Genomic DNA, 23,052 nt, shown 5'->3' with positions numbered 1-23,052 from the left:
ACACATGGTAATGATGGCTGGTTATCTGAATTAGTACCAATGACCATCACTCCAATACGCGGAGGCATCCCGGATGAAACGACTAAGCCTGGCTAACATCTTGCAGACGGCTTATTAATCCGTAGCGGGAAAACACCGCAGCCACCTGCCGATCATTATGACCCAGCGTATTATTGACATGATGCAGTGACTGATCTTCCGCCTGGCTGCCCCAGGTACGCGGGAAATCCTGGTGCCTTTCAGTAATCTTCACATGGGGCACGCCGTTGTAGAGCGCCATGGCCTTGAACCACACGTCATCGGCAGTCGGGGACAGCTCCATGAAAGCATCCCGGTTATGGACTTCGGGATGAAGGGAGCCAGGGGGGTACAGTATGCCCTCGCACCCCTGGGCAAACAGCAGATAGCTGGGTTTATTGCGTTCCGTGAACTCCGGCCACTGGATGTACGGCGCCAGGCTACCCCGTTGCACCAGCATTCTGGTCCCCCGGTAACACACAACCGCTTCGGGATGGTCACTGTGAGCGGCCAGCAGCTTTTCAAGCCAATTACCGGGATAAAGCGTGTCGTCATCCACGGTGATGATAATGGCGTCCGGGTAACGTTCCAGCGACGGCAGCAGCTTCCGGTAGGAGCGAATGTCATCGACAAACGCGATCTCAATCCCCTTGCGCTGCATCCGGCGAAGGTTTGCCGGCAGGTTTTCGGGGTCGATGACCTTCTCCCCCTTCTGATTGTATTCCGACAGCCAGAGGACAACCCGGTCCGGGCGCACCGTTTGCCAGAGCAGGCTCATGAGAACCGCATGCAGCTTTTCGAAGCGCCAGGGGATGGAGGTCATGCTGACCACCACTTCCCTGTCCAGGTCATGGGAGCGCCCCCGTTTGAGCCCTGGCAGGTGACTCAGGAAACCGTAGAAGCCCTCCAGTGACAGAAACTCGTGTTTGATCTTCCTGAGTGTTCCTAACATGTCCTTCCCCTTTCATCCGAAACAAGCTCCAGGTAGTGAATGGCGATCTGCTCCCAGGAGAATCTGTCCCTCACCAGGGCCGACAGCCGATCCCGGTACCCGGTATCCGCGCCCGGCTCACCAATCCGGCGAATGGCGGCCACCCAGTCGTCCAGGTCCAGGCCCCGGACGACTTCACCCGCCTGGTTGCCGCCGATGACGTCGATACCACCCGCAGTGGCGGTTGTCACGCAAGGCACGCCGAAATAGAGAGCCTCCAGCAATACCATGCCGTAGATCTCGTAGTCGCTGGGCAACAGGAACACGTCGCTATGGCGGTAAATGGCTGGTAACTCCTCCTGCCCCAGGGCCCCGGTCATGATCACATTGTCGAGCCCCTGTTCAGCCACGCGCTGACGGACCGCCTCTTCCATCGGCCCGTTGCCCACCAGGATCAGCGCGGTGTCATCACGCATGGCGGCGGCTATATCAACCAGCAGCATCGGATTGCGTCGCTGCTCCAGCCTGCCCACGTACAGCAGGATCCGGGAATAACGGGATCTCAGTTCCTGCAACATTCCTTCATGGGGAGAGGACTCGGTCATGGCTTCAAACCGGGTGGTATCCAGCCCCACGGGCAATACCTGTACGTCGTTGATCCCCCGGGACCGGAGGAAGTCGCGGGCGGTGGTGGTCTTGGCCAGGAAGGCGCGGACGTTGCGGCGGATGGCCGGCGCCAGCAGATACCCATGCAGCCGGTCATACCAGGTTCTGGCGCGACCGGAGGGCACCACGTACATGCCGTGGTAGATCACATAGGGAATGCCCAGTCGGCGGCAATTAAACGCCACCATGGTGGCGGCGGGGTTGTTCTCCTCACTGACATGAACGAGATCGTACTGCCCCTTGCGCAGCAGCTTCCAGAGGCCCGTGAGGACACCGTATTCCAGCACGGGAATGCGGCGGTAGCCGGTGCGGATAATGGTAATGGGGCTGCCTGATTGACTGTCGATCACTTCCACCGGAGGATTGTCCGAACCTCCCTCGGCGGTAATGATGTTGACGGTATGGCCCTGGCTGGTCAGGCCCCGTGCGAGCCCGATCTCCTGGCTGTTGTATTGACGATGGTCAACGTCGCTGCCATCGGTCCTGAGGATCGCTATTTTCATGCCCGGCTACCCGCCACATTGTTATAAAGCCTGTTGTATTCCCCAACCATCGTGGCCACCGAAAAACGGGCCTCGAAAGCCTCACGGGCCTCACGGGCCATACGGTCAATCTGATCGGGCCGTTCCAGCAATCCGGCAAGCGCCTCAACCAGGGCCGGCTGATCATCGTTGGGCACCAGGCAGCCGCTCTTTCCATGCTCGATGATCTCGGGGTTGCCGCCCACATCGGTGGCCACCGGCGCAACTCCCAGGCTCATGGCCTCCAGCAGGGTCATGGAGGTGCCTTCCGAGTACGAGGTCAACAGATACAGGTCCGACAGGGCCATGTACTTCTCAGGGGACGCCGAATACCCCACCAGACGAACCCGCTCCGACAGGCCCAGTTCCCTGACCTGCTCTTCGATGGCGGCACGTTCGGGGCCATCCCCAACAATCACCAGGACCAGGTTGTCGAGCCGGTCGCACAGGGCCTGAAAGGCCCGCAAGGCCAGGCTGTGGTTCTTGATCGGATCCAGCCTCGACACCATGCACAACACCCGGGCTCCCTTGGGCAAGGACAGCTCGCCGGCAAGGGATCGCTTCTGGTCTTCGGTTACCGTCTTGCCCTGGATGCCGTTGTAGATGACTTGGATCCGGCGCCTCGGCATGAACTCATACTCCGCCAGGGCATCGGCCGTGGCCCGGGAAATGGCTACCAGGGCCGCGGTTGTCCGGGCCATCCACCGGTTCAGCCATTTGGCCTTGGTCCGATACCGGTCCGGGTGGAACCGGCCATGTTCGGTGAAGACCACCAAGGCCCGGGTCATCCGGGCCGCCAGCCAGCCGTAGAAGTAAGGGGTGTACTGGTGACAATGCACGATGTGGATATCCCCCTCGCGGATCCGCCGGCGCAGGTCCCGGGCCAGTCTCAGGTCAATACCCGGTCGCCGGCACAAAGCCGACACTTTGATTCCCTGGTTTGCCAGCCGCTGCCCCATCGGACCGACCTCCCCATCAATGCAAAGTACCTCCTGACGGAACCGCTGGGGATCGCCGTTCTCCACCAGTTGGGTAATAACCTGCTCCGTCCCACCAACGCCCATATTGAAGGTGACATGGAGGATATTGAGCTTTGACACAAAATTGCCCATAAAACGATCAGTCCAGTAATCAGGGCTTTGGGGCGCGACGGCGCCACAGGAAATAAATACCGGAAAAAGCCAGCAGGGCCAACGGCAGGAGCCATTTCAGGATATAGCTGACTTCTTCAAAGATGTAGCGTTTGGTCATGAAATGGTAGGTGTCGTCGAATATGGCAAAACGGGATTCATAGGCCTTGAACAGATAGTCCACCTCGTCAGGTGGATAGCCAGCTTCAGAGTAGTGCTTCCTGAATCTGTCCGGATCTCGAACCAGTTGCTCCAGATTACCTTCAAGTTCAACACCAAAGTCCGGATCTGCCAGGTAACGATTTCCTTCCTTGTCCTCATACTCAACGATGACATGGCCATGGAAGGATACAATACGATTTTCAATTCCATGGTTATCGAGAATACTGGACAGCACCGTGGATGCATCACCACAGATTCCTATGCCCCGTCGGATATTGCGCTTGTAATTGGCATAGTGGTAGCGCTCAAACTGGGGCAGACCAGAAAACTTGCCAATGCCCCACAGGAAGTAGTTCTCCCATATTGGGACCAGTTGTCGGTACTCTTTCGGATCGACATCTACCCAGTCGATATGGATAAGACTCTGGTTAACAACACGATTAGCTTGACCGACCAGGCTCCTCGTCGACCCTCCCCCCAACTGGTCAATAGCTTCCAGGCTTTGTTCGTAAGACCAGACCTCCTCTGGAATAAATCTCAACTGGTCATGGTCGTTGATCCCCAGACCCGGTTTCCGTATCGGCTGGGTCAAGCCGTAAGCATTGATGAGCATCAACGCCATACCCGCCAACGCCAATAACAGGAAAAAAGCGTCCAGGAAGACTTTCTTTACCGACCTTGGTGTACTGGTGCGAGCCGTCATGTCACTCTTTGCCTCATCCTTTCCGCAAGCTCAAGTTGCCAGCCGGACCTTGGATCTCATATTCATGAAGGGTAGCTCCACCGCCCTGTACAATGCCTCGGCGGCTAATGCCGACAGCACAAGCACCAACGACAGGTAAACGACAAACGGCAGCTCAATGGGCAGCCTGTTAGCAATGGCAATAGCATCAGGATGCAGCAGGTAAATAGCATAGGACCTGGTGGCCACGTAATTTGCCCCGGGGAAATATAGGTTCCAGCTTACCTTCGGGCTGGAATTCGCATACACCACCCAAGCTCCAAACATCAAAGCCCTGGCAACGAACCCCGGCTCGTCGAGCCAACTCAGCGGAAAAAAGCGCTGATAGAAGTAAAGTATGAAGAAGCCCGTTGCCAGTAGTGCCATGTGCCCGGAATACTTCAGCATCTGATTCCAGATTGTCCGGTGCTGGTATTTAAGGCAAGCCAGAAGCACCCCCATAATACAACAGTCGAGTCGAACATGAGTCTCGGAGGTGGTTCCGTACCATTCGAAATACCGAAATACGGACGGCAGGATGAAGATCAACAGTAACATTGCCAACCGTGTATTCGGGCGAAAATAAATCGTAAATGCAAGGAATGGTGCAATGAATAGGTAGAACTGCTCTTCGACTGCGAGAGACCAACTGACTGAAAATATCTCAAGTGGATAATCGTAATTCTGGAGGAAGAAAAAATACGTCCAGGGTGTCGCTGGAGACTCTTTCGTAAGCACTTGCTGCGCCATGGTGTACAGGAGCACCACATAATAGGCCGGCAGTGTCCGCATCCAGCGCCGGATCCAGAACCGCTGGACGTTTATCTCACCACTCTCCATTTCCTTGAAAAGCTGGCTTCCTAAAAGCCAGCCCGACAGGACGAAGAACAGATCCACCCCCATGCCTCCGAGCTGGAAAGGCGCAAGAAGCGGCGGCGAACCGAACCCAAGAATCGAGTGCGCAAACACCACAATCAGGATGGCGACGCTTCTCAGGGTATCCATTGAGCGGATACGGCCTCGGCTTCCTAGCATGGCGCATACCTCTGCCACCAAAGACCAAAGACCACCATACTCCAAAGCTCCTGAGTATAGCGATCATCCCCGTTAATATGAGCCTGCCAGAGTTCTGCGACCCGGGACATTTTGAAACAGTAGGACAACCCACCATCCTGGTCCGTCAAAAGGCGATTTGCCACCGGATACAGCTCATGCCTCAACCAACTGGCCAACGGCACCGAGAACCCCATTTTTTTTCGGTAAAGGATGTCATCCGGAAGCATTCGTGAGAATGCCTTCTTCAGGATGTACTTCTTTTCCTTCTGCCGGAGCTTTAGGGCTGACGGAATGGTGGCGGCATACTCAACCACCCGATAATCCAGCAACGGCGCCCGGGTTTCCAGGGAATTCGCCATACTCATGCGATCAACCTTCACCAGGATGTCGCCGGGCAGGTAAGTCTTGATATCAGTATAGAGAATTCGGGACAAGTGATCCTCGGTATCCGCAGCCTCAAAATGGCGCCGAGTGGTATCCGCAGGATCATAGTCATCAGTCGACTTTCGGAAGCTGTCGTTGACCAGTTGATCCCATAGCCATGGCCTGAAGAAACAGTTGGTCAGGTAGAAGCCTTCATCAGCGGGTCTCATCAGTGTCTGACACAAAGTCTGGGCCTTGCCCCCAAGCCGCCCGGGAACCCCCGCTGCCACTGATGCCAACATTGGGAACAAAGAGCGTCTTATCGGAAGAGGGAAAAGCGAGCGTAAACGGTTCTCAACGGCATCTGTTCGATACTTGCTGTAACCCGCAAAGTTCTCATCACCACCATCGCCCGCAAGAGCGACCGTAACTTCCTGACGGGCTAGTTGCGACACGAAAAACGTTGGCACGAATGAGGGATCGGCAAACGGCTCGTCAAAGAAACGGGCGATATATGGAAGGCTGTCCGCCACCCGCTCCTTTACCGTGAACTCGTAATGGCTGGTTTGAAACTGACTGGCTACCTGGCGAGCGTACTGAACCTCATCAAATTTTTTCGAATCGAACCCGATTGCGCAGGTGGTTACGGCCTGATCCGCATGCGATGCCATCAAACCCACGACAGCGCTCGAGTCGACTCCGCCGCTCAGGAAGGCTCCCAGCGGCACATCGCTCACCATTCGCAGATGGACAGCATCATCAATCAGACCATAAAGTTCATCCTCAATCTGACCCTGGGAACGCGAGCTGATATTGCTAAAAGACACATCCCAGTACTTGGCCACTTGAACACTGGTACCATCCGTCTTGAGCCAATGGCCCGGTTCCAGCTTATAGGTATTCTGGTAGATGGTTTTCGGATCAGGTATGTACTGATAGGCGAAGAAATCCTTGACAGCATCCGGTCGAATTTCTCGCTTAACCAGCGGCATTTCTATCAATGCCTTGAGCTCAGAGGCGAATACGAACTGCCCATCGGCATGGTAATAGTAAAGCGGTTTCTTGCCTAAACGATCTCTTGCCAGGAAAAGCGCACGCTCCTCCCTGTCCCAGATGGCAACCGCAAACATGCCATTTAACTCATGCAGGCACTCAGCCCCCTGCTTCTCGAACAGAGCGAGCAGCACTTCAGTATCACTGCGACTATGAAAACGAACACCCTCCGATTCGAGCTCCATGCGCAGTGACTGAAAGTTGTAGATCTCGCCATTGAACACAATCACATATCGACCCGATGCAGAAACCATGGGTTGATTACCTTCATCGCTCAGATCCAGGATGCTGAGCCGGCGATGCGCCAGGGCAACGCCTTCATCCAGAAACACAGCCCCGGCATCCGGTCCGCGATGGCGAATGGATTCGCCCATTGCTGTCACCCAGGTGCGATGGGCATCTGGGTACAAGGTTTTTGCAGTTCGACAAAATCCCGCTATTCCGCACATATCAGCCTGCCCCGTCCGCAGATCGCACTGATGCAACAGAATTTCGACCTGTCAGGTGCGCAAACAACGACTGGTATTCAGAGGCCATACGTCGAGATGAGTAGGTACTTTCAATCTTTTCCCTGGCTGCCTTTACCAGCTTTCCAGCCAACTCTGGATCTTCAAGCAGTCGTCGGCAGCAGTCCTTCAGAGCCCTCTGATCGCCCAAGGGGGCAAGCAGTCCAGTCACCTCGTGTTCAATCAATTGATCGACCCCCGGGATATCGTAGGCTGCCACAGGAACGCCCAAGGCCATGGCCTCCATCAGGCAGCGCGGGATGCCCTCCAGGGTCGAGGTCATCACAAACAGGCTGAACCGGGACACCAGTTCCAGTCGATCTGGCCTGAAGCCAAGGAAGTCGATGGCATCGGCACTTGGCATCGCCGCCGCCTGAGCTTCAAGTTCTGCACGTTGACGACCATCCCCCAGAATCTGGAGCTTAAGTGCAGGATCATCCCGATGAAGCCCGTCAAACACCTCCAGCAGCTCCGAAATGCCTTTACGGGGGATCAATTGGCCCACAAAGCCGACCACCCTGTCATCAGCTACAACCGAAGGTGGCGCCTCACTCCCCATGTCCCGGCTAAGTTCAATCTCATTCAGATCCACGCCATTGCGGATAAAATGGACTTTTCGAGCCGGCACCTTGAAATCGGCCATATTATCGACCAATTCCTCGGACAAGGGCGCAACCGCATCGAAATAGCGCAGCATAAAGGTTCCCATGCGGATAAATGCCTTCAGTTTGAAGCCGACATCGCCAGAGAATCCATGAGGAGTGCTGAGGCATTTAACTCCTGCCCTACGAGCGGCTATTAATCCAAGGATGTCGGATTTGTATCCATGGGTGTGCACGATCTCGATCTGGCGGTCCTTGATAACCTTCACCAGACTGTCCACCACCTGAATGTCAAACCTTCCCGACATGGACAGATAGTGAACTTCCCCTGCTTCTCTTGGGTAAAGCTCGGCAACCGTCAGATCCTGTTTATCGCTCTCCTGTGTCACAGCCAAATCGCAAATGATATTGTCTTGATCAATATTATTCGCCAGTGCAAGAACCCAGCGCTCAGCACCGTAGAATCCTGAGGGTGTAATAAACTGAAGTATGCGCATCTTACCCACTTGAACCACCCCCAATCACGCGTCCTTTCCTTCGCAACATGTCACCTCTAGCTTCTTGGAACTTAAGATAAAAAACGTTAGATGAAATCATCACAAAAAGGATGGCCCACCAGAAAGCCTCAGCCCTGATCCGATCAATAAAGGTCGCAGCTATAAAGTAGGAGATAAGGCCACATTCGATAGCCAATATCTTAAAATAATGGTTATGATTTTCCTGGCTTAACACATATTTTTTGGCTTTCCTGGACGTTGATGCGAGGCTTACAAACAAGAAAAAGAAAACAACAACACCAGGCCAACCAACGTCCGACAACAACTGGAACCAGCTTGAGTGAACCGATCGCGACGTCATATCCCCCATAAATTCGGGAGGTATATAAGTCCTACTCAGTACGTTATAACCGGATATGCCCATTCCAAACGGGTTGTCCCCGACCATATCAAATGTGGCCCACCAAAATTGCATCCTATAAGCACCGCTGGTTCGCCCCTCGTCTTCCTCGAAAGACTTGAGTGTCCCCATTCGTTCCCAGAACAAATCATCGGTCACATAAAGAGCACCTGCCGCACTTACAACGATTACAAACACGGCTGCTGCGCGCTGGCCCTTTTGCTGCCATTTGGAGAAGATCATGAAGCAGGTGAAAATTCCGGCACTCAATGCAACTGCAAGAAAGGCACCCCGACTGTTGATCAGCACCAACGCATTGGCGATCAGCGCTCCACAGAATACAGACAGCAATTTGAGCTTCTTTGATCCTTGCCAGAAGTAGTAGAGCAAGAGAACCAAGGGCGGAGCTAAGACAGCAGCGACGCCATTACCATCGGTTCCATCAGCAAATCCGATACCTTCCACCCTGCCACTGGCATTCCGCCCCGTCCCCCAAATAAGATAGGACACATAAGTGGAGCCAATACAATACACCCACAGCGAGATATCCAGCTTTTTTTCATCATTAATCAGCTTATAAGCAACAAAAAATATGACGATCAGCTTGATGAAGTTAACGAGGAAAATACGGTGTGTATTGGGGGCAAGGGCATAACCCAAAGCCACAACATATAGAAGGAGAAGAATGACAATCCATTTGAACGACGGATGACGAGACCAAGGACTAACCGACGTCAACGCCCGATAGTTGAGCATCATGACGAATAGCATTAACGCTGAGGTGACGAAGGAATAAGGCAATCCAGGAATGACCGCCGCCCACCAGCGATCATCCGGATTCAGTAGATAGACGAGCTGGTATAACCAAAATGCGGCAGCACTACTGAAAAACAAAGCCGCAAAGATGCCGCCAAAAAATATCAACAGGAACAACAGCGCAAACTTCGACATCAGTCCTGCTCCCGCCCCGGCCTGGCACTGTTCCAGGTCACCTGGGTTTCACCCCGAAGGGCTTTCACAATTCCCCGCAGGGAATACAGGTTCACCATCACGAAGTAGTAGGGCACCGAGATAAACAGCGGCAGGGCATTCCTGTCGGAGGCAAGGTGCCCCACTCCGGCCAGTAACAGCACCAGCAGGACGCCGGCGGCGATCAACTGGAACACCCCGTAACCCGCCAGCGCAAGTAACAGGCTGCCAATGGCGCCCACCAGAAGGAAAAGAGGAATCAGCCAACGCAGCAGCTTGTGGGAAACCACCTCCCAGGCAAAGAGGCCCACCCGGAAGGGGTTCATCACGCTCTTGACCCGCATCAGCCCGCGAATGCTGCGATTGACGATCCGCTCCTTGCGGGCGATTTCCCGCCCGAAATCACCAGCGGTTTCCTCGTAGCAGCGGGCTTCCGGATCAAAAATGCCCCGGTATCCCCTGGCGATGATCTGCAGCGGATTGACGAAGTCGTTGATGTCCTTCTGCTGGAGCGGTTCCCACAGATGCGAGCGAATGGCATAGATGGCCCCGTCGCCGCCCACCACGGAATGCAGGCGGGACTCCATGGCCTTGATGGCCAGTTCATACCGCCAGTAGAGGTTCTCGTTGTGGGCACTGGCGCCACTGTCGCTATCGGTGTAGAGCGCTGCACCCACCACGTACCCCACCTGCTCGTCGGCAAAGTTGCGGACCAGCTTGCGAATCGCATCGGGGGCGTACATGGCGTTGGCATCACTGAACACGGTGATCTCCGAGGACAACTGCTCCATGGCCAGGTTCAGCCCCATGGTCTTGCCCAGCCGGCCTTCCTGCCGGATCAGTTTGACACCGATCAGGGCGTACTCCCGGACGATGTCGTCGGTGCCGTCATCGGAGCCGTCGGATACCACCACAATGGTCAGCTTGTCCCGGGGATAATCCAGCTCCAGGGCATTTTCGAGCTTGTCGCGGATGACGTCGGCTTCGTTGTAGCAGGAAATCACCAGTGCCACCGTTGGCCGGGTTTCCCAGACACGATGGTTTGGCCCGGTGCGCCCCAGGGTCAGCAACCACAGGGCACATGGGTAGCCCGCATAAACGTAGGCGGGGATCAGCAGGCTGGTCACCGTCACCAGCAACATCAGGGTCGTCATAGGCTGATGTACTTCCTTACCGGTGGCCCCAGAAGGTTTGCCACGGATAACGGCATTCGCTGCCAGAGGGATTCAACCGTGGCCCGCAACCTGCCGGCCTGGCCCGACGATACGGTTTCAGGGCTCGGGCGGCCATCCGGCGTCATGTCGAGCCAACGCAGTTCGTGGGGCCTGGCGCCCCATTGTTTCTTGAAGCGGTAGGTGCCCTCGCCGGGGGTGGAACGGCCAAAATCGAAAACCCGGCAGCCGGCGTCGGTCACATCGGCCAGCAGTGCCCAGTACAGAAGCATGTTGGGTGCCAGCCGGTTGTACTCGGCCAGGGTGGAGGCCCAGGGAATGCTGGCCCTGACGCCGTTCACGAGAACAACCCCGGCACCGACGACCCTGTCGTCCAGGAACACCAGCCCCACCTTCATACGATCCCCGAATGCCGCCTGCAGGTCGAGGAACCAGCGCAGGCTGTGTACCGGCGACCCCAGGCGGTGCATATTGATGGCAAACACACGATAGAACTGACGGATAGCCTCCGGACCGGATTGCACCTCCGCCCGCAGGCCGTTCTTTTCGGCCTTGCGGATCTGGCTTCGCAGTTTGGGCTTGTAATTGCTGAACAGGGCCTCACTGGTTTCCGGCAAATCACAGAGCATGCTGACTTTCGCCAGAGCCTCTTCCTCATGCCCTTCAACAACGGCTCCCGGTAAGCGAAGCTGCAGGCCCTTGCCGCCACGTTGCTGAACCAGCTCCTGGGCCCGGTCACGCAACGCGGTCTCGGCCGTCTGGCTGCTGGCAAGCGGCCCTCCCAGGTCACAATAGGGCAAGGACACCCAGCGAGCCCCCAGCAACGGCACCCGAAACTCGCAAATGGGCATCACCCCAGACAGGTTACCCCCCGGAGACAGCGCCACCAGACACCAGGGACGATGACCATAGGCCGAGGCGATGCTCTCCAGCCACGCCAGGTGGTGGTAGCCGGTGCCGTCCGGGTGCCGACTGACATAGTCGTCCCATCCCGCGGCCCGGGCCTCCCTGAGACCTGTCGAGACGACCTCAACATCGTCCGTGCCCGACATCATTTTCTCCTCAACGCCCATAGCCCGCTCCCGGCTCCCCGAGCCAGTGGTTCCTGGCTTCCCGGAGCGCGTTCTCAAGCTTCAGCTTGAAGCGAGGCCGCTGGAGGGCAATCTGGACCAGTTGACGATGACACTGACCAAGGTTCGACTTATAGCGTTCATCCCCGCCCATGAAATCGTAGTAGTGAAAACCGTGCTGGCGGTAGTCTTCGATACACAGACTGTGCCCGAGCAGCCCGGGTTTCAGTTTGTTGTCCGACTCCGTCATCATGCCACCGAGATAGAAGTACACCACTTGGTTGTGAAGCAGGTTATAAAAGGATGCGATGACATCATCCCCGGCCCGTACCGACACCAGATCCACGCCCCCCTCGGCCCATTGGCTGCGGATCAGTGACCGGTGGAAGCGGACAAAATCCGGATTGGCAAAGCCACTCTGGTCCGGACCGCTGCCCCAGCGCTCCAGGTGACGGGGGCCGATACTGTCGAACACCGCAAGCGCTTCCTCAACGCTGTCCGGCCGGACCAGCTCTACGTCGCCCCGTTTTTCGTACAGCCGGTGTGCCCGGTTGATCTGATACCGGGTATTGCGGGACAGCGTATCCAGGTAATGCTGTCCACCACGGCGCAGGGCATTCAGGTTGACGCCATAGCAGGGCGCCTCCCACCGGATGTGCTTGTGCAACCCCATGGTCCGGGCGTAGAAATCGGCCTCGTCGGCATCGATCGCCCCAACCACGAACTCGTCCCACATATCCCGCTGACGTTCCAGGAACGCCAGGCATGCGGCAGAAACATCACGATCACGGCCATGTTCCGCCAGGAAGCCGTTGTACTCGATCCAGATCTGGTCGAGGACCCTGTGCCCGGTCTGGTGTAGACGCAGGCAGCGGGATCGCAACACACCATGGCGGCGCTCATCCGATGTCACGACCATCCCCAGGCCAATCAGCCTGCCGCCTTCCAGTACCCGCAACACCCGTACATCGGGCTGGTACACCTCAAGCCAGTGCCCCAGCCACTGCCACGACAGGAAAACCGTGGGAGCCGACCGGCTTTCCAGGTCTTCCCACTCTTCCCGTAGCTGCTCCGGGGTGACGACTGGCTCCTGACTAACTTCCAGCTTGTCTGCTGTCATCAGCGCCGTGCTCCGCCCGCTGTAAATAGGTCAGTGGACCGGATTGGGCTGCTTGACCAGGAACGGTCCAATAGCCAGATAATCCAGCGCGCCCTGCACAAAAGCCCTGATCGCATCCGACGGCGAACTCACGATGGGCTCTTCGTGCATGTTGAAACTGGTGTTGATCAGGCTGGGAACGCCGCTGATCTTCTCGTACTCCTTGAGGATATCGTAGTACCCCGGGTTCACCTCCCGGCGCACCAGTTGCGGTCGGGCGGTGCCGTCCACATGAACTGCTGCCGGACAGTTCTCCCGCATGAAATCGGTGCAGTCGAAGGTGATGGTCATGAATTCCGCGCTGTGCTCGGCACCGCGAATCCCGTGGTAGCACTTTTCCCGGGCTTCATAGAGGGTTACCGGGGCAAATGGCATGAATTCGGTGCGCCCGAGACGCTTGTTCAGCCACTGGTTCACTTCCGGCTCACTGGCATGGTAGAGAATCGAACGGTTACCCAGGGCCCTGGGGCCGTATTCCATGCGTCCGTCAAAGCGGGCAACCACCTCGCCGCTGTGGATCAGCGCCGCCACTTCCGCTGCCAGGTTGTTGGGCCGGGTATACGACAGTCCCTCCGCCTCCAGGGCGGCCTCAATTTCTCGATCGCTGTAGTCGGGTCCGAAGTAGGCGCTGGTGATGGAATCCTTCACGCCCCCCGGCCAGCTGTGATAGAGGGCGGCCCCCGTGCCGCAACCGCCATCGCCCATGTTCGGGTACACGAAGATGTGGTTGACCCCTTCAAGCTCGAAAATACGCTGGTTCAGCTTGACGTTGGCGGTGACGCCACCAGACAGCACCACGGTATCGATGCCGGTCTTTTCCACCCAGTAGCGAACATAGTTGGTGGCCACCACTTCCAGGGCATGCTGGTAGGCGGCCGCCACATCGATCTTCGGGAACTTGGACGCCAGGTAACGGGAGAAATAGACGTTGTTGGCCTCATAGATCCGGTAGTCCCCGGGTTCCTGCTGGATACGATCCAACAGGATATCGCCCAGGATGGCCGGGTCACCGTAGGACGCCAGGCCGACGATCTTGCCTTCGTGACGACTGGGCTTGAAGCCAAGGCTGGAGGTCACATGCTCGTAGAGCGTCCCCAGGGAATTGGGATAGCTGATACCGTGCAGCCGATGGATCTTGCCGTCCCGCGCCTCGCTGGCGGAACCGGCCAGGCCCGATCCATAGCCGTCCAGTGTGATGCACAGAGCACGGTCGAAACCACTGCACAGGTAGCTGTTGGCCGCGTGGGAAAGGTGGTGTTCCATCCGCTTGACCGGCTTGTCCCAGCCCATTCGCTGCAATCCGCTCTCCAGGGCCTTTTCCCACTTCTGGAAGGACGCCGTTGCCTCCTCCCCCCAGTGTCGGGAGCCTTTCAGGGCGGCATTATTGGAAGCAATGCGCTGGGCGCCTGCCATGGAGTAATACGAGCTGTGCAGGAAGCCCTTTTCCATGATGGCGTTCGGGTGTTCCAGGCCATGGATCGGTTCGTTGCGATCCGGCACCCGGGTCAGCGCTTCCTTGACCTGACGGTTGAGGTCGGCGGGCTCGAACCTGCGGATAAACTCGCGTTCGTCCTCCAGGTTCTGCGTGAAAAGCTTGGCCTCATTCTCCCAGCTCAGGAACGGGTAACACACCAGGTCAAAATCACTCATCTTACTGCCGGTGTACTCCAGGGCCTTCTCAAGGGCAAGCTGCGGGAAGCCATCCTGCTGCTTTACCCGGGAGAATCGCTCCTCGCCAGCGGCAAACAGGATCTGGCCATCTTCGACAACCGAGACCGTGGCGTCCTTGTCCAGTGGCGAAATACCAAGCACTTTCATGCAAACTTCTCCATCAGCGTCTTTAGCCGGGTGGGAGACGAAGCCTCCCCACCCAATTCGTTAAAAAAGAAATCGAAGAACTGCCGGAATGAGTCCAGAAACTCCTGGAGCTGCTGCTCATCCTGCACGTAACTGGTATGGCCCGGAACCACACTGGGACTGTGGAAGCTCCAGGTAAAGGTGCGTACCCCTCGACGATAAAGGTCGCGGGTCAGCTTGATGTGCTCGGACGACCGGAACCCTTCCGGCGACAGCATCAACCGGTCGACAATCCCGAGCCGTGACAGGATGCCCGGTGCCTTCAATTTGCGGAACGCCATGGCCAGATCAAAAACGGGGGGTGATAACCCACCAGCCACCCCGACAAAGCCGCCAGTCACCGGCAGCTCCAAAACCCGATTGTCCTCCGGCCCGTACCAGAACGGCCAGGCGTTTTCGTAACGGTAGTCCGGTCCGCCATCCCCCCTGGCATCCAGTGGTGGACAGATGGACAGATCAATGTCGAAACCCAGGTCATTGAGGATGGCCGTGGTGTTCGGACCATAGCCGTAGCGACCCGCCTTATAGATGTGGGGCGGTGCCCCGAAGGCATCCGCAATGGTATCCCGCAGCTCCGTCAGCTTCCGGCGTTCCAGGCTCTCGGGCAGGTTGCCCGGGTACATGTTGGAGCGGGACAGCGATTCCTCCACCGGCGGATTGACCCAGGGATGCAGATGGGCACCGATTTCACACTGGCCGGCCTCAAGGAAAGACTTCAGGGGTGCTATGCTGCGTTCCTGGCTGGCAATGGAGTAATCCACCACGTAGCAGGGCGCAATGCCATACTCGTTGAAAATATCCTGCGCCCGATGGATATGGTCCATTGCGGTGACCGCGGTAGCCTTCGGATCCGGATCTGCGTTCCAGTCGAACTCCTCCTCCGTATCAATGACCACCATGAGCTGGGGAGGCGTATCCGCGGGGAGTTGTATGGTCTTTCGATTCTCAAACACAGCGTCTTCCCTGTTCGTCCTGCAATGATGCCTGTCTGGCTACCACGCCGATTCCATGCCGTCCCAGCCGAGCGTGACAAAGACCTTTGCCCGGTACTCTTCCTCATCCGTGAACCCCCGGGTAACCGCGGTTTCAAACGAGGTTCCCCAGGTGGCCAGCTCGGTCAACTGGTGCCGATAGGTCACACTGAACCGGTGGAGTGCGTCATCAATCTCTCCCCGCTCCTCCAGGGCGTCCGCCTGCCAGCGATAGTCGAAGTCCAGCGTTTTCAACTCAGCCACCTCGAAGCCCACTCCCAGCCCGGCAAGGTACTGCCAGGTCTCATCGCTGGTGGCAACCTCTTCCTCCTGTGCCGCCTGGGCGATCACCCTGACCGTGCAAAGGTCGCAAAACCGACTGGAACTGTGGGCGAAGGTCACCTGATCCCGAACCGTAACGCCCTGGTAACGGATGGAGAATTCATCCTCAAAGCCCGGTCCGGCGATGGGGCCCAGGGCCAGGTCCAGCAGGGTACTGCTCTGGGTGCGGTCGTAACTGAAACGGGTACTGGTGAGGTCCGTTGACCAGACGCGCGCAAGGGACCCGATAATCGCCTCGTTCTCAAAACCATTGCTTTCGGCCCGGGAAAGGCCCACAGACAGGTTAAACGACCCATCCTCCAGCAGCGATTGCAGACCGACAGACACGGAGTCAAGGGTGATGTCATTGGTGTCTTCCTGTTCCTCCCATGCCCTCGTGGCCATGAGAAAAACGGAGCTCAGCTCCGACACCTGGCGGGTCAGGGTGGCGTTCGCACTGACGGACTCCCCGTCTGGCACGTCCCCTTCTTCCCAGGTTTTGCCACCCTGGCCAGACACCCGGAAGGTGGTCAGGTCACCGGGATAGAAATTGACACCGGCACCGGCGCTGACCGCATTCTGGGTATCGTAGTCAAAGTTATCCACGGCAAAACCGGTGTCATTACGCACGGAGCGTATGGTATGGCCGGCATTGAAGTCGAAACGGCTGCCGGGTTCGAAGTAGTTGTAACTTGATGAGCCACGCAGCCAGAAATTGTCGTCGTCACTCCTGCCGAGACTACTGCGTTCCGTTTCGAGGCTCGCACCGTAACGGCCAATCAAGCTGTGCGGTCCCGACGAAAACTCCGCGCCGACATCGCCACTGATCCCGGCCCCGGCACGGGTGTCGCTATCATTTTCGTATCTGGTGTGGGTGAGATCCGAGAACAGGGTTGTCGTCGCGGTGTAGCGACTCTCGGGCAGACCGTCTTCCGCAGCGTAGGACACCGAAGCCTGCCCCATCAGCAACGCCAGTGTCGCCACAACATGGCCTTCGGGCCACAGCTTGCGGAAAGCGCGCTCCATGCCATACCTCATTGCTGGAAAACCAGGCCGGAAAATTTCTCTGACCCGAGAGTTTCAACAGAACTGACAATGTCGTCCGGGGTAACCTCGCCGAAAGGAACGCCAAGCACCACCTGGTTCGCATACCGCACCAGGATGTGGGCCTCGGTGCTGGCCTTGAGTGGTGGCGCATTGATGATCAGGAAACGATCCGGGTAACGGCTTCTCAGTTCCCCCATCAGGTCACGCATCCTGACGGCGGAGAACAGTTCGACGGCGGAAGCGGACTGGGTGCCGGCGGGCACCACACTGAGACGATCCACACCACTTGGGTAAATGATGTCCTTCACCTTAAGGGATTTGTCAGCCACGAAATCCGTGACGCCCAGGTTCATGGGGGAGGAAACAAGATGCCCAAGATCACTGTCCCAGGGATTGCAGTCCACCAGCAGCGCGGAACTCTGGGCATCCATGGCAAACGTGGCCGCCAGGTTAAACGCAGTCAGTACCGAATTGTCATTCTTTCCCAGGGACGAGATCAGCACCGAAAAGTTGACGGCGCCAGCCCTGTCACGCAGTTTGATACGAATCTCGCGGAACGCATCCAGTATGGCCTTGTTGGCCATACCGGGGTAGATAATCTTGCGCTCCCTGAGATCGTCCAGGCTCCAGGGGCGTGGATTGTCGATCAGGTCCAGGGATACTGACGAGTCATAGACCGACGGCGCGCGCCGTTCCCGCCTTTCCTCCACCAGGGTCCAGTTGGGGCCGGGCTCGGCAAAAGGTCGCTCCGCCCGCGCGGGGTCCTCGGACCGGCCGTGCCTGATATAGGCCGGCTCCGACGAGGTGTTGTTCTCCGCACTTTCCTGTCCGGAGTCTTCGGAAACCTCATCCATCTCTGCCGCCTGAGCAGCCCGTTCCGCACGATGACGTTCCTGGGTTTTCAGCAGAGCATTGTAAAGCTTATTGTTGTCCATGAATTCTAACCGCCCTGACCGGTGCCGGACCCGGTAATCGTGTCCATGATCTGTGCCGGCGTCACACCGAGGATGCTGAATACCATTATGGCCAGGTACACGCCCATGAACACCACCAGGATACCGACGATGAATATCACATCCTTGCGAAGCAAACGTTCCTTCCAGGTACTCGAGTAATGCGGAACGGAAGCCAGCACGGGGATGTCTTCCGGAAGCTGCGTCAGCAACGTCCGGCTGGAACGGACCCGGTTATCGAACATGACCAGGGCCACCAACAGCCCCAGAACCATGGTTCCGCCCAGGAACGGGCCCGCCATGCCAACCTCGTACAACTGCAATCCATCCCAGTGGGTGGGATAGGAGGCGGGCTCCTGAATACGATAACTCACACCCTGCCCTTGCACATCCAGCGTCATGGACAGACGGGCTTTTTCGCGGCGCTGCAACATGTCCTCATACACGCCTTTCGTTACATCGTAGTCACGGGTCAGTTCGGACAGTTCCGCCTGATTGGCCGCCACACGTTCGGCCCGCTCAAAGGCTTCTTCCAGGAGATTCTCCAGGGATGTAAGTCGCTTGCGCTGAACCTCAAGGTCTGTCTGGGCGTCGGTCAGTTTCAGGCGTAACTGTTCGTAAACCGGGTTCTCGATAACCTCGCTGGATCCCACACTCCGTTGACCGACATCGCCCCTTGCCTTACGGGCCCGCAAATCCTCAAGCTGTCCAAGCACGGAGGAAACGTCCGGATGGGTGTCGTGGTATTTGAGCCTCAGGTCGGATAGCGACTGCTCAAGCTGGGCAATCTTCCGGTCCACTTCCGATAACCCGCCACCGGTACTGACCGACCGGTATGGCCGCTCTTCCTGAAGCTGGGAAGTGGTCAGTTCAACTTCCTGTTCACTCTGCTGAATTTCCAGCTTGAGATTCTCAATATCACTTCTGAGACTTTCGATCCTGGCCTGTACGCTGGACTGCGTTCCATCCTGGTTGCTGCCCCGGAACTCCTTCAACCGGGCTTCCGCTTCTTCCAATTGCCTCTTGTAGCTCTTGACCTGGGCGTCGATAAACTCATAGGCGCCCTCGCTCTCTGATCGCTTCTTGCTGGAGGTGCGCTCGATGAAGCGGTTCAGAGCTGCGCTCAGCACGCGGAACGACTGGTCCGGATCGCCACTCCGGTAACTGAGCTCAAGGAAATTGCGGTTCGACACCCGCATATTGAGGGTATCCCGGAGCTGGCCGGTAACACCGTTCTTCTCCACATCCGTTTCACCGCCAAGAAGCAGCCCGGAGTCGAAGGCCACCTGCTCCAGGTAAGAGCGGCTTTGCAGCATTTCACGGGCCTCGTTGACCCGATCAATGGGGGTCACTTCCGCGCTGCCACGAAGCAATGGCTCGAGGATCGTTGAGGAATCCGCGTACAGCAACGCCTCGGAGGTGTAGGTTTTGGGCGTCACGTACCCCAGTCCCAGGACCCCGGCCGTCACGCACATGAAGATGATGGCGGCCAGCACCCGATAACGGTAAAGCTCCAGCTTGACCGCGTTGATCATATCGAGAATGTACCGCCAGTCCATCAGAGTTCTCCGCGCAGCAGGGTCTTGCGTGGGACACTGACCACGTCACCCGGCTGGATGGTGTAATTGGTTCTCATATCACCATCTTCCAGGATGGCTTCCAGGTCCAGGCCAAAGCTCTCATACTCTTCGCCGGTATGGCGATGCATAACCGCCCGGTCCCCTGCCGCGAACGGGGTCAGACCGCCGGCTTCCAGTACCAGGTCAAGCACGGTCATACCCTGCCGGTAGGCCACGGAAATCGGCTGCCCCACCTGGCCGGTGATACGCACGCGATTGCGGTATTCCGCGCTGACCGGACTGTTGACCATCACGGTCACTTCCGGGCTGCGAATGACTTCGCTCAGCCCCGCGCTGATTTCATCCGCCAGGTCCTCCGGCCTCAGCCCCTCGGCTTCCACATCCCCCATCAGGGGCATGGAGATATGGCCATCAGGCCGGACCACAATGCTCTGGGTCAGCTCAGGGTTCCGCCATACGTGGATCGACACGGTGTCGCCCACCCCAATGCGGTAGGGTTCCGGCTCCGTGGCCGTCACGGGCGGGCTAGGGTTATTACCACCTTCCGGCACGCCGGCACAGGCGGCCAGAAAGCCGGCCAGCATGACCATGACGGCCGTCTGCAGCGCTGTTATCCGCTTGGTATCCATATCGTTTATCGCACCCCTTTGCCCAGTAACACCACTTCAACGGTCTGGATCATGATCAGGAAATCCATCACGATGCTGTGGTTCTTCGAGTAATACAGGTCGTATTCCAGCTTTCCCCGGGCGTCCTCAATGGATGCGCCGTAGGGGTAATTCAGCTGGGCCCACCCCATAAGTCCCGGCTTCACGTAATGCCGGGTGTTATAGAATGGCACCTGCTCCTTTAACTGTTCGACAAATTCCGGCCTTTCCGGACGGGGGCCGACGAAACTCATCTCCCCCTTGATCACGTTCCACAACTGGGGCAGCTCGTCCAGCCGCGTATTGCGAATGAAGGCGCCGACCCGGGTCACACGACTGTCGTTCTGGGAAGCCCAGCGGGCCTTGCCGTCCTTTTCCGCGTCCTGGCGCATGCTGCGGAACTTGTAGATCCGGAAGGTTCTGCCCCGTGCGCCGACACGGTTCTGGCTATAGAGGATAGGTCGTCCACTTTCCAGCACGACGGCCAGGGCGGTCAATACCATGAATGGCGCCAGCACCACGGTGAGCAAAAGACTGATAACCAGGTCCACCACCCTTTTGGTCATATCCCGTGACTTGGAGGCCTTGAAACCGTCGGAAAACAGGATCCAGGATGGATGAACCAGCTCCAGCCGGGCCTTTTTCAGCTCACGCTCGTAAAAGGCCACGGCGTCGGTCACCTCGACGCCACGAAGCTTGCACTCCATCAATGACTCCACCGGAAGCTGCCCTCCCTCATTACGGCGGCGCTCCTGCTGGGCAATGACGATCTCCGAGATCCTGTTCTGCTGGCAGAATTCAAAGAAATCCGTGGGCGCAGGCAGATGGTGACGGCGGTCAACCCTGGGGTCGGCGGAGTCGGGGATGCACCCCATAATACGGATACCCGAGGCCTTCAGGTTGGTCTGGTAATCCGTCATCAGCGACTCGGCGAACTCGCCACCGCCATAGATCACCACACGCCGGGCCAGTTGGTCGGAATCCACAACCTTGAGGAAAAGCTGCCGGATCACAGTGACCAGCAGGATCGCCAGCAATACGGCCAGGAAAAGCTTGTCACTGCCGGGGCTGACATTGGGCAGGACCATATAGAGAATCGTGAGGGCAAGCCCGCCCAGGAAACAGAAGGCCACCAGGGTGCGGAAGAACATGGAGGCAAAACCTTCCCGTACCATGGCGAAATACACGCCCATGGCCAGGGTGCCGCAGCTCATGACGAGGGCAAACAGCAGGGCGGAACCCGCACCGGTGTCAAACCCCGAACCATATCCGCCCAACTGGTCCAGCACGAACCCCAGCAGGTACAACGTTCCGAAAAGTACCGCAAATTCCAGGGCGCCAAGCACCAGGTATGGAAGATGCAGGTAATGTTTTCTGATGCGTATATAGGACACACCAAACATCCTTGTCGTCTCTATAAAACTCGATGGGCCGGCACTGTCAAGAAGTGAGACGGTACCAGGTCAGCCCGCAGCTAACCGAATCTGTCAGACGACGCGTGAGAGCTTTATTTCCTGAAGTTCATTTTGCGCCCGACATATGACAATCTCAAGGTGCCATGTATCAATCTGTAACGGAATTTTACAACTATTTACGTTGTCATGCGACAATGTTCGGAAGTCGGCCCCGAATGGCGATGACAAGTGGGTCCGTTAAGGCTACTATTTGAACGGATTCGGGGTCTGGACAGATCCCGTTGTGGTTTGTAGGGAGACGGAGAACGGAGCCTCCTATGACGGAACCAGTTCAATCGACCGCCCGCGAGGACGGTCACCGCGCAAGGACACTGCATGCGCTGAGTGTTGATGTGGAGGACTACTTTCACGTTGCCGCCCTGTCCGGTGTGATTGCCCCCAAAGACTGGGAAACACTCCCGTCCCGCGTGGAACAGAACACGGAGCGACTGCTGGAGCTGTTCGACCGTCGCCAGGTCAAGTGCACCTTCTTCGTGCTGGGGTGGGTAGCCGAACGCTATCCGGCCCTGATCCGCAAGCTGGCCGACCACGGGCACGAAATAGCCTCCCACGGTTACAGCCACCAACTGGTCTACAACCAGACCCCGGCGGTGTTCGCCGAGGAAACCCGCAAATCCAAGGCGATACTGGAAGACATCATCCAGCAGCCGGTCACGGGTTACCGGGCAGCCAGCTACTCCATTACCCGGGAATCCCTATGGGCCCTGGACATCCTGGCCGAACTTGGCTTCACCTGGGATTCCAGCATTTTCCCCATTCACCATGACCGGTATGGCATACCGGATTCTCCCAGGACGCCGTATACCATCCAGACCAGTACGGGCACCGCCTTGCGGGAGTTTCCGCTGGCCACGGCGAAGCTATTCCGCATGAGCATTCCGGCTGCGGGGGGAGGCTATTTCCGGCAGTTCCCCTACCCGCTGTTCCGGCACCTGTTCCGAATGGCCAGCGCCGGGGACACCCAACCACAGATGTTTTACCTGCACCCGTGGGAAATCGACCCGGATCAGCCCAGGTATGACAATGCCAGCTGGTTCTCCCGTTTTCGTCACTACACCAACCTGGATAAATGTTACGGTCGACTGGAACGCTTGCTGGGGGACTTTCGCTTTGGCACGGTAAGTCAGAGCTACGAGGAATATAAGCCGGATCGAATCAAGCTTCACCAGAACGAGATGATTCGCCTGGCCTGACCACGACGGACG

At 57.4% G+C, this 23,052-nt stretch carries 19 protein-coding genes; 1 reads left to right on the top strand and 18 read right to left on the bottom strand.

The window, feature by feature from the left end:
• Positions 1–82: 82 nt before the first annotated feature.
• From ACJO3T_RS11310 to ACJO3T_RS11225, 18 genes are read right to left on the bottom strand one after another with little or no spacing between them, the layout of a single operon-like run.
• Positions 83–970, bottom strand: a complete 888-nt coding sequence (locus tag ACJO3T_RS11310) for a glycosyltransferase family A protein (protein ID WP_406963746.1) — start codon at positions 968–970, stop codon at positions 83–85.
• Positions 964–2,118, bottom strand: coding sequence for a glycosyltransferase family 4 protein (locus ACJO3T_RS11305; protein WP_406978503.1), 1,155 nt, complete (start codon positions 2,116–2,118; stop codon positions 964–966). Before ACJO3T_RS11305 ends, ACJO3T_RS11310 begins: the two co-directional genes overlap by 7 nt.
• Entirely contained in the window at positions 2,115–3,248 is a 1,134-nt protein-coding gene (locus tag ACJO3T_RS11300; protein WP_406978502.1) for a glycosyltransferase, read from the bottom strand. Before ACJO3T_RS11300 ends, ACJO3T_RS11305 begins: the two co-directional genes overlap by 4 nt.
• Positions 3,249–3,267: 19 nt before the next feature.
• Positions 3,268–4,131, bottom strand: a complete 864-nt coding sequence (locus ACJO3T_RS11295) for a hypothetical protein (RefSeq protein ID WP_406963743.1) — start codon at positions 4,129–4,131, stop codon at positions 3,268–3,270.
• A 30-nt stretch (positions 4,132–4,161) separates the two neighbouring features.
• Entirely contained in the window at positions 4,162–5,154 is a 993-nt protein-coding gene (locus ACJO3T_RS11290; protein WP_406963742.1) for an acyltransferase family protein, read from the bottom strand.
• A 23-nt stretch (positions 5,155–5,177) separates the two neighbouring features.
• Positions 5,178–7,070, bottom strand: coding sequence for an asparagine synthase (glutamine-hydrolyzing) (gene asnB / locus ACJO3T_RS11285; RefSeq protein ID WP_406978642.1), 1,893 nt, complete (start codon positions 7,068–7,070; stop codon positions 5,178–5,180).
• 1 nt (position 7,071) lies between these two features.
• Complete coding sequence (locus ACJO3T_RS11280) at positions 7,072–8,226, bottom strand: glycosyltransferase family 4 protein (protein ID WP_406963741.1); 1,155 nt, start codon at positions 8,224–8,226, stop codon at positions 7,072–7,074.
• 1 nt (position 8,227) lies between these two features.
• Positions 8,228–9,577 carry an O-antigen ligase family protein gene (locus ACJO3T_RS11275; protein WP_406978501.1) on the bottom strand — a complete coding sequence of 450 codons (1,350 nt, stop codon included), beginning with the start codon at positions 9,575–9,577 and terminating at the stop codon, positions 8,228–8,230.
• Positions 9,577–10,749: a glycosyltransferase family 2 protein gene (locus ACJO3T_RS11270; protein WP_406978500.1), complete on the bottom strand. Its 1,173-nt coding sequence runs from the start codon at positions 10,747–10,749 to the stop codon at positions 9,577–9,579. The genes ACJO3T_RS11275 and ACJO3T_RS11270 overlap by 1 nt, the downstream gene beginning before the upstream one ends.
• Positions 10,746–11,819 (bottom strand): FemAB family XrtA/PEP-CTERM system-associated protein, encoded by a 1,074-nt coding sequence (locus tag ACJO3T_RS11265; RefSeq protein WP_406978499.1) that lies wholly within the window; start codon positions 11,817–11,819, stop codon positions 10,746–10,748. Before ACJO3T_RS11265 ends, ACJO3T_RS11270 begins: the two co-directional genes overlap by 4 nt.
• A gap of 10 nt (positions 11,820–11,829) precedes the next feature.
• Entirely contained in the window at positions 11,830–12,957 is a 1,128-nt protein-coding gene (locus ACJO3T_RS11260) for a GNAT family N-acetyltransferase (RefSeq protein WP_406963737.1), read from the bottom strand.
• Between the two features lie 30 nt (positions 12,958–12,987).
• On the bottom strand, positions 12,988–14,814 hold the full coding sequence (locus ACJO3T_RS11255; protein WP_406963736.1) for a carbamoyltransferase family protein: 1,827 nt from the start codon (positions 14,812–14,814) through the stop codon (positions 12,988–12,990).
• Positions 14,811–15,806, bottom strand: coding sequence for a polysaccharide deacetylase family protein (locus tag ACJO3T_RS11250; protein ID WP_406963735.1), 996 nt, complete (start codon positions 15,804–15,806; stop codon positions 14,811–14,813). Before ACJO3T_RS11250 ends, ACJO3T_RS11255 begins: the two co-directional genes overlap by 4 nt.
• A 39-nt stretch (positions 15,807–15,845) precedes the next feature.
• Positions 15,846–17,171 (bottom strand): hypothetical protein, encoded by a 1,326-nt coding sequence (locus tag ACJO3T_RS11245; protein WP_406978498.1) that lies wholly within the window; start codon positions 17,169–17,171, stop codon positions 15,846–15,848.
• An 8-nt stretch (positions 17,172–17,179) separates the two neighbouring features.
• Entirely contained in the window at positions 17,180–18,127 is a 948-nt protein-coding gene (locus ACJO3T_RS11240) for a P-loop NTPase family protein (protein WP_406963733.1), read from the bottom strand.
• Between the two features lie 5 nt (positions 18,128–18,132).
• A complete protein-coding gene (locus tag ACJO3T_RS11235; protein WP_406963732.1) occupies positions 18,133–19,704 on the bottom strand; it encodes an XrtA system polysaccharide chain length determinant in 1,572 nt (523 codons plus the stop codon).
• Complete coding sequence (locus ACJO3T_RS11230) at positions 19,704–20,354, bottom strand: XrtA/PEP-CTERM system exopolysaccharide export protein (RefSeq protein ID WP_406963731.1); 651 nt, start codon at positions 20,352–20,354, stop codon at positions 19,704–19,706. The genes ACJO3T_RS11235 and ACJO3T_RS11230 overlap by 1 nt, the downstream gene beginning before the upstream one ends.
• 5 nt (positions 20,355–20,359) lie before the next feature.
• Entirely contained in the window at positions 20,360–21,775 is a 1,416-nt protein-coding gene (locus ACJO3T_RS11225; protein ID WP_406963730.1) for a TIGR03013 family XrtA/PEP-CTERM system glycosyltransferase, read from the bottom strand.
• Positions 21,776–22,104: 329 nt separating this feature from the next.
• On the opposite strand from ACJO3T_RS11225, the gene ACJO3T_RS11220 reads away from it, so the two are divergent.
• Positions 22,105–23,040 (top strand): XrtA system polysaccharide deacetylase, encoded by a 936-nt coding sequence (locus tag ACJO3T_RS11220; protein ID WP_406963729.1) that lies wholly within the window; start codon positions 22,105–22,107, stop codon positions 23,038–23,040.
• Positions 23,041–23,052 lie beyond the last annotated feature (12 nt).

Source organism: Marinobacter shunpengi (assembly GCF_045449715.1).
Lineage (GTDB): Bacteria > Pseudomonadota > Gammaproteobacteria > Pseudomonadales > Oleiphilaceae > Marinobacter.
The sequence above is the reverse complement of the archived record's forward strand: the minus strand, read 5'-3'. Positions and strand labels throughout refer to the sequence as shown.

Bases quoted from the DNA above. Each gene is read 5' to 3' on its own strand.
- asnB (WP_406978642.1), bottom strand. From the start codon at position 7,070: ATGTGCGGAATAGCGGGATTTTGTCGAACTGCAAAAACCTTGTACCCA.
- ACJO3T_RS11295 (WP_406963743.1), bottom strand. From the start codon at position 4,131: ATGACGGCTCGCACCAGTACACCAAGGTCGGTAAAGAAAGTCTTCCTG.
- ACJO3T_RS11235 (WP_406963732.1), bottom strand. From the start codon at position 19,704: ATGGACTGGCGGTACATTCTCGATATGATCAACGCGGTCAAGCTGGAG.
- ACJO3T_RS11240 (WP_406963733.1), bottom strand. From the start codon at position 18,127: ATGGACAACAATAAGCTTTACAATGCTCTGCTGAAAACCCAGGAACGT.
- ACJO3T_RS11260 (WP_406963737.1), bottom strand. From the start codon at position 12,957: ATGACAGCAGACAAGCTGGAAGTTAGTCAGGAGCCAGTCGTCACCCCG.
- ACJO3T_RS11275 (WP_406978501.1), bottom strand. From the start codon at position 9,577: ATGTCGAAGTTTGCGCTGTTGTTCCTGTTGATATTTTTTGGCGGCATC.
- ACJO3T_RS11220 (WP_406963729.1), top strand. From the start codon at position 22,105: ATGACGGAACCAGTTCAATCGACCGCCCGCGAGGACGGTCACCGCGCA.
- ACJO3T_RS11265 (WP_406978499.1), bottom strand. From the start codon at position 11,819: ATGTCGGGCACGGACGATGTTGAGGTCGTCTCGACAGGTCTCAGGGAG.
- ACJO3T_RS11290 (WP_406963742.1), bottom strand. From the start codon at position 5,154: ATGGATACCCTGAGAAGCGTCGCCATCCTGATTGTGGTGTTTGCGCAC.
- ACJO3T_RS11270 (WP_406978500.1), bottom strand. From the start codon at position 10,749: ATGACGACCCTGATGTTGCTGGTGACGGTGACCAGCCTGCTGATCCCC.
- ACJO3T_RS11255 (WP_406963736.1), bottom strand. From the start codon at position 14,814: ATGAAAGTGCTTGGTATTTCGCCACTGGACAAGGACGCCACGGTCTCG.
- ACJO3T_RS11245 (WP_406978498.1), bottom strand. From the start codon at position 17,171: ATGGAGCGCGCTTTCCGCAAGCTGTGGCCCGAAGGCCATGTTGTGGCG.
- ACJO3T_RS11310 (WP_406963746.1), bottom strand. From the start codon at position 970: ATGTTAGGAACACTCAGGAAGATCAAACACGAGTTTCTGTCACTGGAG.
- ACJO3T_RS11305 (WP_406978503.1), bottom strand. From the start codon at position 2,118: ATGAAAATAGCGATCCTCAGGACCGATGGCAGCGACGTTGACCATCGT.
- ACJO3T_RS11230 (WP_406963731.1), bottom strand. From the start codon at position 20,354: ATGGATACCAAGCGGATAACAGCGCTGCAGACGGCCGTCATGGTCATG.
- ACJO3T_RS11280 (WP_406963741.1), bottom strand. From the start codon at position 8,226: ATGCGCATACTTCAGTTTATTACACCCTCAGGATTCTACGGTGCTGAG.
- ACJO3T_RS11225 (WP_406963730.1), bottom strand. From the start codon at position 21,775: ATGTTTGGTGTGTCCTATATACGCATCAGAAAACATTACCTGCATCTT.
- ACJO3T_RS11300 (WP_406978502.1), bottom strand. From the start codon at position 3,248: ATGGGCAATTTTGTGTCAAAGCTCAATATCCTCCATGTCACCTTCAAT.